The following is a 14,090-nucleotide window of genomic DNA, read 5'->3' as shown; positions in this document are numbered from 1 at the left end:
ACGGCGGCGACACCCCTCGCGGGCTACACTTGGGGCCGGAAAACCCCCGCTATGGAGACCCGCATGACGCCTTCATCCGACCCGACGCCCTTCGCCGCCCTGCTGGCCCGCTGCGCCCCCGAATGGGAGGCCTACTGCCAGCACGAATTCGTGCGCCGGCTCGCGGACGGCACCCTGCCGGCCGGATCCTTCCGCCGCTACCTGCGCCAGGATTACCTGTTCCTGGTGCACTTCGCCCGCGCCTGGGGACTGGCGGTCTACAAGAGCCGCACCATCGCCGAACTGCGCCAGGGCCTGGACAGCCTGAAGGCCATCGTGGACCTGGAAATGGGCCTGCACGTGGACTACTGCGCCCGATGGGGCATCGCCGAGGCCGAGCTGGAAGCCCTGCCCGAGGCCCGCGAAACCATGGCCTACACCCGCTACGTGCTGGACGCCGGCCACCGCGGCGACCTGCTGGACCTGCACGTGGCGCTGGCCCCCTGCCTGATCGGCTACGCGGACATCGCCCGCTGGATCGAAGCCCAGCCGTTCACCGTCCGGGGGCCGGCCAATCCCTACGAGGACTGGATCGCCATGTACGCCAGCGAGGAATTCCAGGCGGCGGCGCGGGCCGAGCGCGACTGGCTGGACGCCCGGCTGGCCGGCCAGACCGCCGAACGGCTGGACGGGCTGGCGGCCACGTTCCGCGACGCCACCCGCCTGGAGATCGACTTCTGGCAAATGGGGCTGGACGGCGCCTGAGGCCCATGCCCGGGCGCCGCGCCCGGATCCGATTACGCCTGGATCCGGTCCAGCGCCCGCGCCAGGGTATCGACGGTGCGCTCGACGTTGTGCAGCTTGTCCAGGCCGAACAGGCCGAGACGGAAGGTCTTGAAGCCCTCGGGCTCGTCGCAGGCCAGGGGTACGCCGGCGGCGGCCTGCAGGCCGGCCTCGGCGAACTTGCGGGTCGTATGGATGCCGTCGTCGGTGGTGTAGCTGACCACCACGCCGGGCGCCTCGAAGCCGGGCGCCGCGACACTCTTGAAGCCGCGCTCGCGCAGCAGCGCGCGCACGGCCTCGCCCAGCTGGCGCTGCTCGGCCTTGACCCGGTCGTAGCCGTAGGCCTCGGTTTCGGCCATCACGTCGCGCAGCACGGCCAGGGAATCCGTGGGCAGGGTGGTGTAGTAGGCATGGCCGCCCTTTTCGTAGGCTTCCATGATGCCCAGCCACTTGCGCAGGTCGCAGGCGAAGCTGGTGCTCTGCGTGGTCTCGATGTGCTTGCGGGCGGCCTCGCCCAGCATCACCAGGCCGCAGCAGGCCGACGAGGTCCAGCCTTTCTGCGGCGCCGAGATCAGCACGTCCGCATGCACGTCCCGCATGTCCACCCACATCGTGCCCGAGGCGATGCAATCGAGCACGAACAGGCCGCCCGCCTCGTGCGCGGCGTCGGCCACCTGACGGATGTAGTCGTCGGGCAGCATGATGCCGGAGGCCGTCTCCACGTGCGCGGCGAAGACGACTTCGGGCTTGAACTCGCGGATCGCCGCGACGACTTCGGCCACCGGCGGCGGCTCGAAGAAGGGCTGGGCGCCGGCCTCGGCCGGGCGGGCCTTGAGCACGCGCTCTTCGGACGGAATGCGGCCGGTTTCGAAGATCTGGCTCCAGCGGTAGCTGAACCAGCCGTTGCGGATCACCAGGCAGCGCCGGCCGGTGGCGAACTGGCGCGCCACGGCCTCCATGCCGAAGGTGCCGCTGCCCGGCACGACGATGGCGGAATGCGCCCCGTACACCGACTTGAGGGTGCGCGAGATGTCACGCATCACCTGCTGGAACGACGAGGACATGTGATTCAGGGCGCGGTCGGTGTAGACCACCGAATATTCCATCAACCCTTCGGGGTCGACATTGGGCAGCAATCCAGGCATGGGTTTCTCCGGCGGAACGATGCTGCGATTGTAGACCACCCCCGGCGTCCGGCCCGAGGCGGGACGAAAGCGACGCGCCGCGCCGGAAAGGACGCGGACCGGTGCTGACCCCGGGCGGCGGGCACAGTACAATGCTGGGCGGCACCCACGCGCGCGGGCGCGCCGCGATTGGCCGGACGTCCCCGTGACGAGCGCAAGTAACAAGACAAGACAGCCGTTTCAAGATCAAGACAGGACCGCCCCCGCACACGACCGCGCCCCCGCGACAGGCACCGCGGGCGCCGAAAAGGAGATTCGATGGAACCCACCCTGACGACCGACCCGACCACGGACGCCGCGGCCGACGCATCCGCCCCCCCGCCGCCCCGCCTGATCCGTCGCGAGCCGATCCTGGACCAGAACAAGGGCCTGGCCGGCTACCGGTTGCGCGTCCTGTGGGCCGAGCCGCAGGAACCGGACATGGACACCGGGGCCGCCCTGATCGAAACCGCGCGCGCGCACGGCGCCAGCGCCTTCTTCGCCTATGCCCCGCACTGGATCGACGGCACCCCCGGCCTGCTGCAGAACGCCTTCGCGCACATGCTGCCGCGCCACCGCACCTACCTCGAATTCCCGGAAACGCTCGAAATCACACCGGAACTGATCCAGTCGCTGCACAGCCTGGCCCACGGCGGCACCAAATTCTCCATCCGTGGCGACATCGCCGCCCAGCCCGGGCGCGAGGCGCTGCTGCCGTTCTGCAAGGTCGTGCGCTTCGATCCCAGGCTGAGCACCAAGGCGGACATTTTCCGCCAGAGCTTCCAGCACAAGCAGGCGGGCCGCCAGCTGATGGCCGTGGACACGCCGGACAAGGCCACGCACGACAACTTCATGCTGCTGGGCTTCACCCTGTTCCAGGGCCATTGGCCCGCGGACCTGGCCTCCACGGCCTCGCTCACGCCGCGCCAGAAGACCCTGCTGCGCCTGATCACGCTGATCATGGGCGAAGGCGAAGCGCCGGAAATCCAGGCCTGCCTGCAGCAGGACCCCGAACTGGTCAAGACGCTGCTGGACATGGTCAACACCCCGGCTTTCGGCCTGAGCCAGGAAGTCGAGTCCCTGAACCAGGCCATCATGCTGCTGGGCCGCCGGCAGCTGCAACGCTGGATCCAGGTCCTGATGTACACTGAAACCGGCCGCCCGGCGGGCTACCTGTCGCCCATCCTGGTCCAGGCCAGCGCGCGGGCGCACCTGATGGAAGCCCTGTCCACCCTGATCCACCCCGAGCAGACGGTACGCGCGGAAGCCGCCTTCACCACCGGCATCCTGTCCATCATGGACCAGATGTTCCAGGGCACCATGCAGGACCTGCTCTCGCAGGTCCGCGTCGACGTGCCGGTGCGCGACGCCCTGCTGCGGCGCGAGGGCGCCCTGGGCCCGGACCTGCGCCTGGCCACCCTGATCTTCCCCTCGGACCGCGACGCCGAGGAAGACCCCGCCCCCCTGCTGCGCGAGCTGGGCGTCACCGCCGAACAGCTCGACCCCCTGGTCCAGCAGGCCTTCACCTGGGCGCACAGCATCACACAAGCGGCGCCCTGAGAGAACCATTTAGAATGGCGTCCATGTCGGGGCTTGCACGCCGCTTCGATTCGTCTGGCATGGGACAGTCCGCAAAGGACTGTCCCATGTCCCGCCTCATCCAAGGAAACGCATGAGCACGGACACGATGGCTGGAGGTATCGCGGGCTGGCTCCGGATCTCGCACATCTCGGCCGGTTTCATCGCCGTCCTGGTCGGCTACACCAGTTCCGTCGCCATCGTGTTCCAGGCGGCGGCCGCCGCCGGGGCGCGGGACGCCCAGCTGGCCTCGTGGATGTGGGCGCTGGGCATCGGCATGGGCGTCACCTGCATCGGCCTGGCGCTGGCCTGGCGGGCCCCCGTGCTGACGGCCTGGTCCACCCCCGGGGCCGCCCTGCTGGCGACCAGCCTGGGCGACATCGGCCTGGCGCAATCGATCGGCGCCTTCCTGGGCTGCTCGGTCCTGATCACGCTGTGCGGCGTCACGGGCTGGTTCCAGAAGATCATGGACTGGGTGCCCCGGCACCTGGCCTCGGCGATGCTCGCCGGAATCCTGCTGCGATTCGGCATGGACCTGTTCGTCTCGATGCAGGGCCGCCCGCTGCTGGTGGGCGTGATGCTGGCCGCCTTCCTGCTGGCCCGGCGCGTCCTGCCGCGCTACGCCGTTCCCCTGGCCCTGGCCGCCGGAATCGCCTGCGCCGCCCTGCAGGGCGGCCTGTCCCTGGCGGGCCTGGACTGGACGCCCGCGAAGCCGGTCTGGATGACGCCCGAATTCTCGCTCTCGGCCTTCGTGGGCGTGGCGCTGCCGCTGTTCATCGTCACCATGACCTCGCAGAACGTGCCCGGCCTGGCCGTGCTGCGCGCCAACGGCTACGCGCGCGTGCCCGCCTCGCCGCTGATTTCCTGGACGGGCGCGACGGGCATCGTGCTGGCGCCCTTCGGCGGCTACGCCTTCAACCTGGCCGCCATCACGGCCGCCATCTGCATGAGCCCCGACGCCGACCCGGACGCCACGCAGCGCTACAAGGCCTCGGTCTGGGCGGGCGTCTTCTACCTGTTCACGGGCATCTTCGGCGCCACGGTCGTGGCCCTGTTCGCCGCCTTCCCGCACGAACTGGTCGCCGCCATCGCGGGACTGGCCCTGCTGGGCACCCTGAGCGCGGGCATCCATGACGCGCTGCAGGCGCCCGAACACCGCGACGCGGCGCTGGTGACCTTCCTGGTCACCGCCTCGGGCATGAGCCTGCTGGGCATCGGCAGCGCCTTCTGGGGACTGGTGCTGGGCGGCGCCTGCCACCTGGTCCTGCGGCGGCGGAACTGAGCCGGACCGCCGTCCGGCCCGGGCGCACGGAACCCGGCCAGGGCGGCGCCCCGGATCAACGGCCGGCCGAAAATTCCTTGACCAGATTGCGGGCGGCCGCATACAGGTCGGCGCCCTGGCCGCCCTTCTTGTCGACCGCCTGGATCCACAGGTCGCGCACGCCCTGCGTCGCGTCCACCCAGCGCTGGTATTCGGCCTCGTCCATCATGTGGAATTCGCTGCCGTTCTCCCTGGACGTCTTCATGAACCCGGCCTCCCGCTCGTCGAAGACCGTGCGGCCCGCCCAGGCGGACACCTCGATCCCGCTGTTGTCGTCGATGACCTTCCTCAGATCGGGCGGCAGGCTGTCGTAGCGCGCCTGGTTCATGCCGAACAGGAAGATCGAATTGCCCATGCGCGGCTTGCCCTTGGGCACGTCCAGGTGGTAGCGCGAGATCTCGTCGAGCTTGATGGCCGGCACGCCCTCCCAGGGCACCGCCGCGCCGTCGACCACGCCCTTGGCCAGCGAATCGGGCACGGCGGGCAGCGGCATCTGCACCGGCACGGCGCCGATGGCCTCCAGCATCTGGGAGTTGACGCGGTTGGCCGAACGGATCTTCAGGCCCTTCATGTCCGCCAGGGTCTTGGGCCGCTTGCCGACGAAGTGGATCAGGGTGCCGCCATGCACGTGCATGAAGATCGGATGCACGCCCTTGTACTCGTCCAGGGCGTATTTCTGCGTGAAGGCCCACAGGGCCCGGCTGCCGGCCTCGGCGTTCGGGACCAGCCAGGGCAGTTCATACACGGCGCTCTTGGTGAAACGGCCCGCCGAATACGTCGGCAGGGTCCAGACGATGTCGGCCACGCCGTCCCTGGCCTGGTCGAACAGCTGGGCCGGCGTGCCGCCCAGTTGCATCGCCGGGTAGATCTGGCAGACCATGCGCTGGTCCGATTCCCGCGCGATCCTGTCGCACCAGGGCTGGATCATGTTGAGCTGGGCGTTGGAGGTCGCGGGCAGGAAATGGGCGACCCGCAGGACGACCTCCGCCCCATGGGCGGACGCCGCCAGCGCCAGGCCGGCGGCCGCGCCCGCCAGCATGCGCAGTGCGTATCGGGGTGATTTCATGAGATGTCTCCTTTGAGTGGTGAAATGCGCGATGCCCGGGACGGCCGCCGCGCCGCGCGCACATGCGCGCCCCGCGGCTACAACGCCCCGAACGTCCTGACCAGCACCAGCGCCAGGCTGGGAAACAGCACCAGCGCCGCGATCCGGATGAAATCCGACGCCAGGAACGGCAGCACGCCCTTGAAGGTTTCCGTCAGCGGGACGTCCTTCGCCAGGCGGTTGATGATGTAGACGTTCATGCCGACCGGCGGATGCACCAGTCCGATCTCCACCACCATCAGCGCCAGAATGCCGAACCAGATCGACTTGTCGTCGTGGCCCATGCCGTAGAAATCCAGCCCCATCACCATCGGATAGAAGATGGGGATGGTCAGCAGGATCATGGCCAGGGAATCCATGACGCAGCCCAGGAAGATGTAGACCAGCAGGATGGCGACAATGACCAGGAACGGCGACAGGCCGCTGTGCTGTACCCAGGACGCCAGCCCGGCCGGCAACTGCGACAGCGCCAGGGCCACGTTCAGCATGTCGGCGCCCAGCAGCACCAGGTAGATCATGGCCGTCGCCTGGGCCGTCCCCAGGACGCTTTCCAGCAGTCCTTTCCAGCGCAGACCGCCCGAGGCCACGGCGATCACGCCGCAGGCGGCCGCGCCGATGGCCGCCGCCTCGGTCGGCGTGGCCCAGCCCGCGTAGATGCCGACGATGACGATGACGAACACCGCCAGCACCGGCCCGACCTGGATCAGCGCCCGGATACGTTCCGGCCACGCGGTCCGCGCGCCGGCGGGGCCCATTTCGGGATGACGGCGCACGATGATCTGGATGACGATCATGTAGCCGATCATGGCCAGCAGGCCGGGGATGACGGCCGCCATGAAAAGCTTGCCGATGGACTCCTGGGTCAGGATGGCGTAGATGATCAGGGGCACCGACGGCGGGATCATGATGCCCAGCGTCCCGCCCGCGGCCAGCGTGCCGGTTGCCAGGCTGCCGGCGTAGCCGTAGCGGCGCAGTTCCGGCAGGACCACCTGCCCCATGGTGGCTGCGGTCGCCAGGGACGACCCGCAGATGGCGCCGAAGCCGGCGCAGGCGCCCACCGCCGCCATCGCCACCCCACCCCGCCGGTGGCCGATGAAGGCGCTGACGAAGCGGAACAGGCTGCGGCTCAGCCCGCCGTGCGTCGCGAACTGCCCCATCAGCAGGAACAGCGGAATCACCACCAGGTCGTAGTTGGACAGGCGTGCATACGCCAGGTTTTTCAGGGAGGCCATCAGCGGCGCCCAGCTGCCCGTCAGCCAGGCGTAGCCCCCGGCGCCGGCGACGAACATCGAAATGCCGATGGGAATGCGGATCACCATCAGGGCGAGCAGCGCCGCGAACATGATGAAACCGACGGACATGCCGCTCATGGCCGATCCTCCCCGGAAACCCGGGCGGCCCGCAGATGCAGGGCGCACATGTAGAAGCCGGCTGCCGCCATCAGGACGAAGCCAGGCACCATGGCCGCCTGGGCGACCCACACGGGCCAGCCCAGGATGGCCGAAGTCTCGCCCGCCTCGCGCAGGGCGGCCGCGCCCGCGCCGGTGCGCCAGGCGATCAGCGCGCCGAACAGCCCCACCAGCAGGGAGCCGAGGGCGTCCAGCCCATGGACGACGGACGGCCGGGCATGGGCGGTGAAGAAGTCCACCTTGACGTCGCCGCCTTCGAGATGGCAGAAGGCGAAGAAGGCCGCCGAGGCGGCCGCCGCCACCATCATCAGCACCTCCATGTCACCCGGCACCGGCATGGCGGCGAGCTTGCGCCCGACGATGGAAATCAGCGACATGGCGACCAGCGCCACGAAGGCCAGGCCGCCCAGCGCGGCCAGGACCTTGGACGCGGCATGCAGGATCCGGCCGAACGGCCCGAACCGGTGCTCGTGGGGGCCGGGCGGCGCCGCCGCGTCTGCCGTTTGCGTATGCATGTTGTCTCCTGTTCTGTCTTGTCTTGTGGTTGGGTCCGCCTCGATGCCTCGGACGGGAGGCGATCAGGTTTCCGGTTCCGGCAGCACCTTGCCCGGATTGAGCAGGCCCAAGGGATCCAGGGCCGCCTTCAGCGCCCGCATCGCGGCCAGCTCGGCCTGGCTGCGGCTGAAGCCCAGATAGGGCCGCTTGAGCACGCCGATGCCGTGCTCGGCCGACACGGATCCGCCCCAGTCGCGCACCAGTCCATAGACGACGCGATCGATGTCCGGTTCGGGAAAAGGATCCTGGTCGACCTTGACGCCGATATGGATGTTGGAATCGCCCACATGGCCGAAAAACACGGTCTGCGCGCCGGGCCACGCTTTCTTCACGGCGCGCGTGCAGGCTTCGATGAACGCACCCAGCTCGCCCGTCGGAATGCTGACGTCGTAGCCCGCGTGCGGCCAGAAGATCCGCTGCAGTTCGCCGGACGCGTCGCGGATCGACCACAGGGACGCCACGTGCGCCTCGGACTGGGCGATGATGGCGTTCTGGACGATGTCGGACATCAGGGCCTCGCCCAGCACGGCCTCGAAGCGGGCCTGGTCGGCCTGCTGGTCGGTGCCCATCGACTCCAGCAGCACGTACGCGCCATGGCCATGCGGCATCGGCGTGGGCAAGGCGGCCAGCTTCGAGGTCACCAGCGCGTAGAAATCGGGCCACATCAGCTCGAAGGCCGACAGATTGGGCCCCAGGCCGGCGCGAACATGGTTCAGCAGCCGCACGACGGCGTCGTAGTCCGTCAACGCGCACAGCGCGGTACAGCGGCTGCGCGGCTGGGGAAACAGGCGCAGCACGACCCGCGTGATGACGCCCAGCGTCCCCTCGCTGCCGATGAACAGTTGCTTGAGGTCGTAGCCGGTGTTGTTCTTCAGCATCTTGTTCATCCGGGTGAGCACGGTGCCGTCCATCAGCACGACTTCCAGCCCCAGCACCAGGTCGCGCGCCATGCCGTAGCGCAGCACCCGGTTGCCCCCGGCGTTGGTCGACAGATTGCCACCGATGCGGCACGATCCCCGCGCCCCCAGGTCCAGAGGAAACAGGAAACCCGCGCCCTGCGCCGCGTGCTGGATGGTTTCCAGGGGCACCCCCGCGCCGACGGTCATGGTCGCGGCCGCCGGATCGATCTCCTCGATGGCGTCCAGCCGTTCCAGGCACAGCACGACGCAGTCCTGCACCGGCACCGCGCCGCCCGCCAGGCCGGTGCGGCCGCCCTGGGGCACGACCGGCACGCGGGCGGCATGGCAGGCGCGCAGGACGGCGGACACCTGGCCGGTATCCGCAGGGCGCACGACGGCCAGCGGGCTGCCCGACGGCACCTTGACCATCCAGTCGTGCAGGAAGCGGTCCTCGATCGCGTCCCCGGTCAGGCAATGCGCCTCGCCAACCGCCAAGCGCAGCGCCTCGATGACATCGTTGTCCATGTTCCGACCTTCAGAAAGGATAGGCGCGGGGCGAGGTCTGGACCGTGACCCAGCGGATCTCGGTGAAGGCCTCGATGCCGGCCTGGCCGCCGAAGCGGCCGTAGCCGCTGTCCTTGACGCCGCCGAAGGGCATCTGCGGCTCGTCGTCGACGGTGGCGCTGTTGATGTGGCAGATGCCGGACTGGATGCGGCCGGCGACGCGCAGCGCGCGGGCGACGTCGGCGCCGATGACGGCCGAGGACAGGCCGTAGGCGCTGTCGTTGGCGCAGGCCACGGCCGCGTCCTCGCCCGCCACGCGCACGATGGCCTTGACCGGGCCGAAGGTCTCCTCGGCATAGATGCGCATGTCGGGCGTGACGTGGTCCAGCAGCGTCGCCGCCATCAGGGTGTCCTCGCTCTTGCCGCCGCACAGCAGCGTCGCGCCCTTGGCGAGCGCGTCGTCGATCATCTCGTTGCAGCGCCGCACGGCGGACATGTCCACCAGGGAGCCCAGGACCACCGGTCCCTGGCGCGGATCGCCCACCGGCAGCGCGCGCGCCTTGTCGGCCAGGCGGCGGACGAATTCGTCGGCGATGCGCTCGTCGACGATGATGCGTTCGGTGGACATGCAGATCTGGCCCGAATTGGCGAAGGCGCCGAAGGCGGCGGCGTTGACCGCGCAATCCAGGTCGGCGTCGTCGAGCACCACCAGGGGCGCCTTGCCGCCCAGTTCCAGCACCGCCGGCTTGAGATGCCGGGCGCACAGTTCCGCGATGATCCGCCCGACCCGCGTCGAGCCGGTGAAGTTCACGCGCCGGGTTGCCGGGTGGGCCACCAGCGCCTCGACGACGGCGGCGGCGTCCTCGGGCGCGTTGGTGACGAAATTGACCACGCCGGCCGGCAGGCCCGCTTCCTGCAGCGCCTCGACGATCAGGCCGTGCGTGGCCGGACACAGTTCCGAGCCCTTCAGCACCACCGTGTTGCCGCAGGCCAGGGGCGTGGCCACGGCGCGCACGCCCAGGATGACGGGCGCGTTCCACGGCGCCATGCCCACCACCACGCCGGCCGGCGCGCGCAGTCCCATGGACAGGTTCCCCGGCACGTCGGACGGGATCACCTCGCCGCCGATGCGCGTGGTGAGCGCCGCCGCCTCGCGCAGCATGCCGGCCGCCAGGTGGACGTTGAAGCCGGCCCACAGGGCGGAGGCGCCCGTCTCGGCCGCCATGGCCGCGACGAAATCGCCGGACCGGGCCTCCAGGGCGCCGGCGGCGCGGTTCAGCAGCGCGCGCCGCTCGCCGGGGCCGGTTCGCGACCACGCGCCGAACGCGTCGGCCGCCGCCCGCACGGCGGCCCGGGCGTCCCCGGGCGTGGCGGCCGGCGCCGTGGTGGCGACGCCGCCGTCGAGCGGATTGCGGCGCTGGAAGGTCTTGCCGTCGGCGGCCGGGCGGCGCTCGCCGCCGATCAACAGGGAAATCGTGCTCATGATGTCCTCCTCGATGGAGATGGAAACGGGGGCGCGGCGACGGGCCGCGCCGATTCAGGCCACGTCGATTTCAAGCAGGAACGGCGCGGGCGCGGCCAGGGCCTCGCGCAGCGCGCCCCCCAGCGCGTCCGGATCGGAGACGCGCGCGGCCCCGCAGCCCAGGCCGCGGGCCACGGCGACGAAATCGATGTCGGGCAGGTCGACACCCTGCAGCGGATCGGCGGGCGTGAAGCCGTAGACCGGCGCGAATTCGCGCAGGGCGGCATAGCCGCGGTTCTTCAGGATCAGGAAGGTGATCGGCAACTTCAGCTGCGCGGCGCTCCACAGCCCCTGGATCGAATACAGGCTGGAGCCGTCGCCGATCAGGCCGATGACCTTGCGGTCCGGCTTGCCCAGGGCCACCCCCACGGCGGCCGGCAGGCCGAAGCCCAGGCCGCCGCTGCACATGGTGTAGAAAGTCTCGGAACGCAGGATCGGCAGGTGGCGCTGCATCACCGGCCGCGCGCTGGGCGCCTCCTCGACGATGATCGAGTCCGGCGCGCGCGTTCCGGCCAGCGTCTGCAGCACGTAGGCGACGGACATCGGCGACGTCGGCTCGGCGCGGGGCGCGGGCGCGCGGCGCGGCGGATCGTCCCGCCGGGGCGGCATCGGCCGGTCCAGCAGGTCGCGGACGGCCGCGCGCACACTGCCCAGCGCCGCGGTCCCGGTCGGCGCCCAGGCCAGGGTGTTGGGATCGTCGACGATCTGGGCCAGTTCGCTGCCGGGCGGGATGTGGGGGCCCTCGCCCTCGATGTGATAGGCGAAGGCCGCCGCGCCCAGGGCCAGGATGAAGTCGTGGCCCGACAGCAGGCCGACGATGCGCTCGCGCGCGGCGGGCAGGAAGCCGGCGAACAGGGGGTGGTCCTCGGGAAAGCCGTTGCGCCCCGACATCGGCGCGGTCCAGACCGCCGCGCGGTGGCGCTCGGCCAGCGCCACGACCTCGTCCCAGGCCTGGTCCCGGTCCACCGCCGCCCCCAGCACGAAGGCCGGGCGCCGCGCCGCGTCCAGCCGCCCGCCGATGCGCTCCAGCAGCGCCGCGTCCGGGCGGATCGAACGGCCGACCCGGCGCGCCCGCACCGGCTCGCACAGGCGCCCCCAGTCGTCGGCGGGCACGGACACCAGCACCGGCCCGCACGGCGGCTGCATGGCCATGTAGTAGGCCCGGGCGATGGCCAGCGGCACGTCCTCGGCGCGCGCCGGCTCGACGCTCCATTTGACGTAGGGCTTGGGCAGCTCCGTGGCCTGGCTGGAAAACAGGAAGGGATCGAAGGGCAGGATGGCGCGCGACTGCTGCCCCGCCGTGATCACCAGCGGCGTCCGGTTCTTGCAGGCCGTGAAGATCGCCCCCATGGCGTGCCCCACGCCGACCGCCGAATGCAGGTTGACGAAGGCGGCGTTGCGGGTGGCCTGGGCGTAGCCGTCGGCCATGCCGACCGCGACGGATTCCTGCAGGCCCAGGACGTAGCGGAAATCGTCCGGAAAATCCAGGAACAGGCCCAGCTCGGTCGAACCCGGATTGCCGAACAGGGTCGTCATGCCGAACTGGCGCAGCAGATCCGTCACGGCCCTGCGCACCGTCACCCGGTCCGCCTGCGATTGCTCCCGCGCGGGTTCGCGCGCCACGTCTTCCATCATGTCGTCCTCCGGGTCCTTTTCGTGGAGCCTGCGTTCACGGCGAAGCGGACCGCCGCGCGGCGACGTTTGCTTCATGCCTGATCTTTTGAGACATGATGAAATCCGGCAGAATATAAATCAATAAAATAGAATTGATATTCTTCATTCGCCATACTAATAATCAGATGAAGCTGGACCTGAACCTGCTGCGCGTGTTCGACGCGATCCACACGGCCCGCAACGTCAGCCGAGCGGCCGACGCGCTGGACCTGACCCAGCCCGCCGTCAGCCAGGGCCTGACCCGCCTGCGCAACCTGATGGGCGATCCGCTGTTCGTGCGCGCGGCCGGCGGCGTCGTGCCCACGGCCCGCGCCCAGCGCATGGCCCCGGCCATCCACGACGCGCTGCGCGCGCTGGAAAGCGCCGTGCAGGATTCATCCGAGTTCGATCCCGCCCAGGCGGAGCGGGTTTTCCGGCTGCACATGACCGACATCGGCGAAGACCAGTTCCTGCCCCGCCTGGTCACCGCGCTGCGGCTGCGCGCGCCCCGCACCCGCATCGAGACCATGCGCGTGCCCCTGGCCGACCTGGGGCCGGCCATGGACCAGGGCCGGGTGGACCTGGCCTTCGGCTTCCTGCCCGGCCTGAAATCCATGCGCTCGGCCATCCTGTTCCAGGACCGCTACATCATCCTGATGCGCGAAGGGCATCCGTTCGCCCGGAGGCACGGTGCGCGGCTGCGCGCGCCGGACGCCATCCAGGCCCTGGACTTCATCACCGTGCGCACGCACGCCTACACGCGCACGGCGCTGGAAGCCCTGCGCGCGGCCGAACGGATCAGGGTGACGACCGAGCACTTCATGGCGCTGCCCGCGCTCATCGAGGCCACCGACCTGGCCGTCATCATTCCGCGCAACATCGCCCTGTCCTTCGCCCCGCGCGGGCGCTACGCCATCATCGAAGCGGACCTGCCGCGGCGCGAGTTCGACGTCGGCATCCACTGGAGCCACCGCTACGACAAGGATCCGGCGAACCGGTGGCTGCGCGGCGTGGCGCTGGAACTCTACCGGGAAGCTTCCCCGCCCACCCCGATGGGCGCCGGCGCCAGGCTGGTGATGCGCCGGAACAGGTCGGCGTAGCGATTGTCCGGCCCGGACCAGGGATCGCCGTTGCGGATGAAGTCGGCGTTGATCGCCTCCCATTCGGCCGCGCTGAACAGGCGGCGCGCCGCCGGCAGGATGTGGCGCTCCTCGGTGTTCAGGTGCACCCACTCGTCGGCGATGTAGGCGCGCACGGCGTCCCGGAAGCCGGGGAAATTCGCCGCCCCGCCCTGCACGTAGCTGACCAGGGCGCGGTCGAGCCGGCTGGTGGCATGGACGGTGTCCCGGTGCTCGGCCTCCAGCCGGTCCAGGTGCCCGTCCTCGTCCCGCGTCTTGGTGCGCAGCAGGGCGAAGATCTGGTCTTCCTTGGGATGGTGCAGCTTGTCGGGCATCTCGGCGATGTATTCGATCATGCTCGCCAGCAGGGTGTAGTCCGGCTCCAGCTTGCCGTCCTCGATGTCCTGCACGATGCGCGACAGGCCGTTGAGGATGGCCGCGAGAGCGCGGTGCTCGTCCTGGATGGCCTCGATGGCGGGAATGCGCTCGGCCGGGGCCCGG

General features: G+C 70.1%; 12 protein-coding genes. 4 read left to right on the top strand and 8 right to left on the bottom strand.

The genetic code is table 11. The annotated features are described in order from the left end of the window. Positions 1 to 63: 63 nt before the first annotated feature. Positions 64 to 744, top strand: a complete 681-nt coding sequence (tenA, locus tag ACFO27_RS13050) for a thiaminase II (protein ID WP_376817712.1) — start codon at positions 64 to 66, stop codon at positions 742 to 744. Positions 745 to 776: 32 nt separating this feature from the next. On the opposite strand, the gene ACFO27_RS13045 is transcribed toward tenA, so the two are convergent. After that, on the bottom strand, positions 777 to 1,907 hold the full coding sequence (locus ACFO27_RS13045) for an aminotransferase class V-fold PLP-dependent enzyme (RefSeq protein ID WP_376817711.1): 1,131 nt from the start codon (positions 1,905 to 1,907) through the stop codon (positions 777 to 779). A gap of 297 nt (positions 1,908 to 2,204) precedes the next feature. Here ACFO27_RS13045 and ACFO27_RS13040 point away from each other — a divergent pair, with 297 nt between their 5' ends. Together ACFO27_RS13040 and ACFO27_RS13035 are read left to right on the top strand one after the other, a co-directional pair. Beyond that, complete coding sequence (locus ACFO27_RS13040; protein ID WP_376817710.1) at positions 2,205 to 3,485, top strand: EAL and HDOD domain-containing protein; 1,281 nt, start codon at positions 2,205 to 2,207, stop codon at positions 3,483 to 3,485. A 112-nt stretch (positions 3,486 to 3,597) separates the two neighbouring features. Continuing rightward, on the top strand, positions 3,598 to 4,785 hold the full coding sequence (locus ACFO27_RS13035) for a benzoate/H(+) symporter BenE family transporter (RefSeq protein WP_376817709.1): 1,188 nt from the start codon (positions 3,598 to 3,600) through the stop codon (positions 4,783 to 4,785). Between the two features lie 55 nt (positions 4,786 to 4,840). Here the strand turns inward: ACFO27_RS13035 and ACFO27_RS13030 are convergent, their stop codons facing one another. The 6 genes from ACFO27_RS13030 to mdlC form a co-directional block, all read right to left on the bottom strand. Further along, positions 4,841 to 5,890: a TRAP transporter substrate-binding protein gene (locus ACFO27_RS13030; protein ID WP_376817708.1), complete on the bottom strand. Its 1,050-nt coding sequence runs from the start codon at positions 5,888 to 5,890 to the stop codon at positions 4,841 to 4,843. A gap of 77 nt (positions 5,891 to 5,967) precedes the next feature. Then, entirely contained in the window at positions 5,968 to 7,299 is a 1,332-nt protein-coding gene (locus ACFO27_RS13025; protein ID WP_376817707.1) for a TRAP transporter large permease, read from the bottom strand. Next, complete coding sequence (locus ACFO27_RS13020; protein WP_376817706.1) at positions 7,296 to 7,853, bottom strand: TRAP transporter small permease; 558 nt, start codon at positions 7,851 to 7,853, stop codon at positions 7,296 to 7,298. The genes ACFO27_RS13025 and ACFO27_RS13020 overlap by 4 nt, the downstream gene beginning before the upstream one ends. A gap of 63 nt (positions 7,854 to 7,916) precedes the next feature. Next, positions 7,917 to 9,317, bottom strand: coding sequence for an FAD-binding oxidoreductase (locus ACFO27_RS13015; protein ID WP_376817705.1), 1,401 nt, complete (start codon positions 9,315 to 9,317; stop codon positions 7,917 to 7,919). Positions 9,318 to 9,327: 10 nt separating this feature from the next. Then, positions 9,328 to 10,779 (bottom strand): aldehyde dehydrogenase, encoded by a 1,452-nt coding sequence (locus ACFO27_RS13010; protein WP_376817704.1) that lies wholly within the window; start codon positions 10,777 to 10,779, stop codon positions 9,328 to 9,330. 54 nt (positions 10,780 to 10,833) lie between these two features. Beyond that, positions 10,834 to 12,453, bottom strand: coding sequence for a benzoylformate decarboxylase (gene mdlC, locus ACFO27_RS13005; protein ID WP_376817703.1), 1,620 nt, complete (start codon positions 12,451 to 12,453; stop codon positions 10,834 to 10,836). Between the two features lie 164 nt (positions 12,454 to 12,617). Between mdlC and ACFO27_RS13000 the strand changes: the two genes are divergently transcribed. Next, complete coding sequence (locus tag ACFO27_RS13000; protein WP_376817702.1) at positions 12,618 to 13,571, top strand: LysR family transcriptional regulator; 954 nt, start codon at positions 12,618 to 12,620, stop codon at positions 13,569 to 13,571. Here ACFO27_RS13000 and ACFO27_RS12995 read toward each other — a convergent pair. Continuing rightward, the gene (locus tag ACFO27_RS12995) at positions 13,496 to 14,053 is read right to left on the bottom strand and encodes a hemerythrin domain-containing protein (protein ID WP_376818058.1); all 558 of its coding nucleotides are present in this window, start codon (positions 14,051 to 14,053) and stop codon (positions 13,496 to 13,498) included. The genes ACFO27_RS13000 and ACFO27_RS12995 overlap by 76 nt on opposite strands. Positions 14,054 to 14,090: the final 37 nt, after the last annotated feature.

Source organism: Castellaniella denitrificans (genome assembly GCF_042653765.1).
Lineage (GTDB): Bacteria > Pseudomonadota > Gammaproteobacteria > Burkholderiales > Burkholderiaceae_B > Castellaniella > Castellaniella denitrificans.
Note: the sequence above shows the minus strand (reverse complement) of the source record. Positions and strands in the feature narration are given on the sequence as shown.

Excerpts from the sequence above, each read along its gene's own strand:
- ACFO27_RS13035 (WP_376817709.1), top strand. The coding sequence starts at position 3,598 with ATGAGCACGGACACGATGGCTGGAGGTATCGCGGGCTGGCTCCGGATC.
- mdlC (WP_376817703.1), bottom strand. The coding sequence starts at position 12,453 with ATGATGGAAGACGTGGCGCGCGAACCCGCGCGGGAGCAATCGCAGGCG.
- ACFO27_RS13025 (WP_376817707.1), bottom strand. The coding sequence starts at position 7,299 with ATGAGCGGCATGTCCGTCGGTTTCATCATGTTCGCGGCGCTGCTCGCC.
- ACFO27_RS13020 (WP_376817706.1), bottom strand. The coding sequence starts at position 7,853 with ATGCATACGCAAACGGCAGACGCGGCGGCGCCGCCCGGCCCCCACGAG.
- ACFO27_RS13015 (WP_376817705.1), bottom strand. The coding sequence starts at position 9,317 with ATGGACAACGATGTCATCGAGGCGCTGCGCTTGGCGGTTGGCGAGGCG.
- ACFO27_RS13045 (WP_376817711.1), bottom strand. The coding sequence starts at position 1,907 with ATGCCTGGATTGCTGCCCAATGTCGACCCCGAAGGGTTGATGGAATAT.
- ACFO27_RS13000 (WP_376817702.1), top strand. The coding sequence starts at position 12,618 with ATGAAGCTGGACCTGAACCTGCTGCGCGTGTTCGACGCGATCCACACG.
- ACFO27_RS13030 (WP_376817708.1), bottom strand. The coding sequence starts at position 5,890 with ATGAAATCACCCCGATACGCACTGCGCATGCTGGCGGGCGCGGCCGCC.
- ACFO27_RS13040 (WP_376817710.1), top strand. The coding sequence starts at position 2,205 with ATGGAACCCACCCTGACGACCGACCCGACCACGGACGCCGCGGCCGAC.
- ACFO27_RS13010 (WP_376817704.1), bottom strand. The coding sequence starts at position 10,779 with ATGAGCACGATTTCCCTGTTGATCGGCGGCGAGCGCCGCCCGGCCGCC.
- tenA (WP_376817712.1), top strand. The coding sequence starts at position 64 with ATGACGCCTTCATCCGACCCGACGCCCTTCGCCGCCCTGCTGGCCCGC.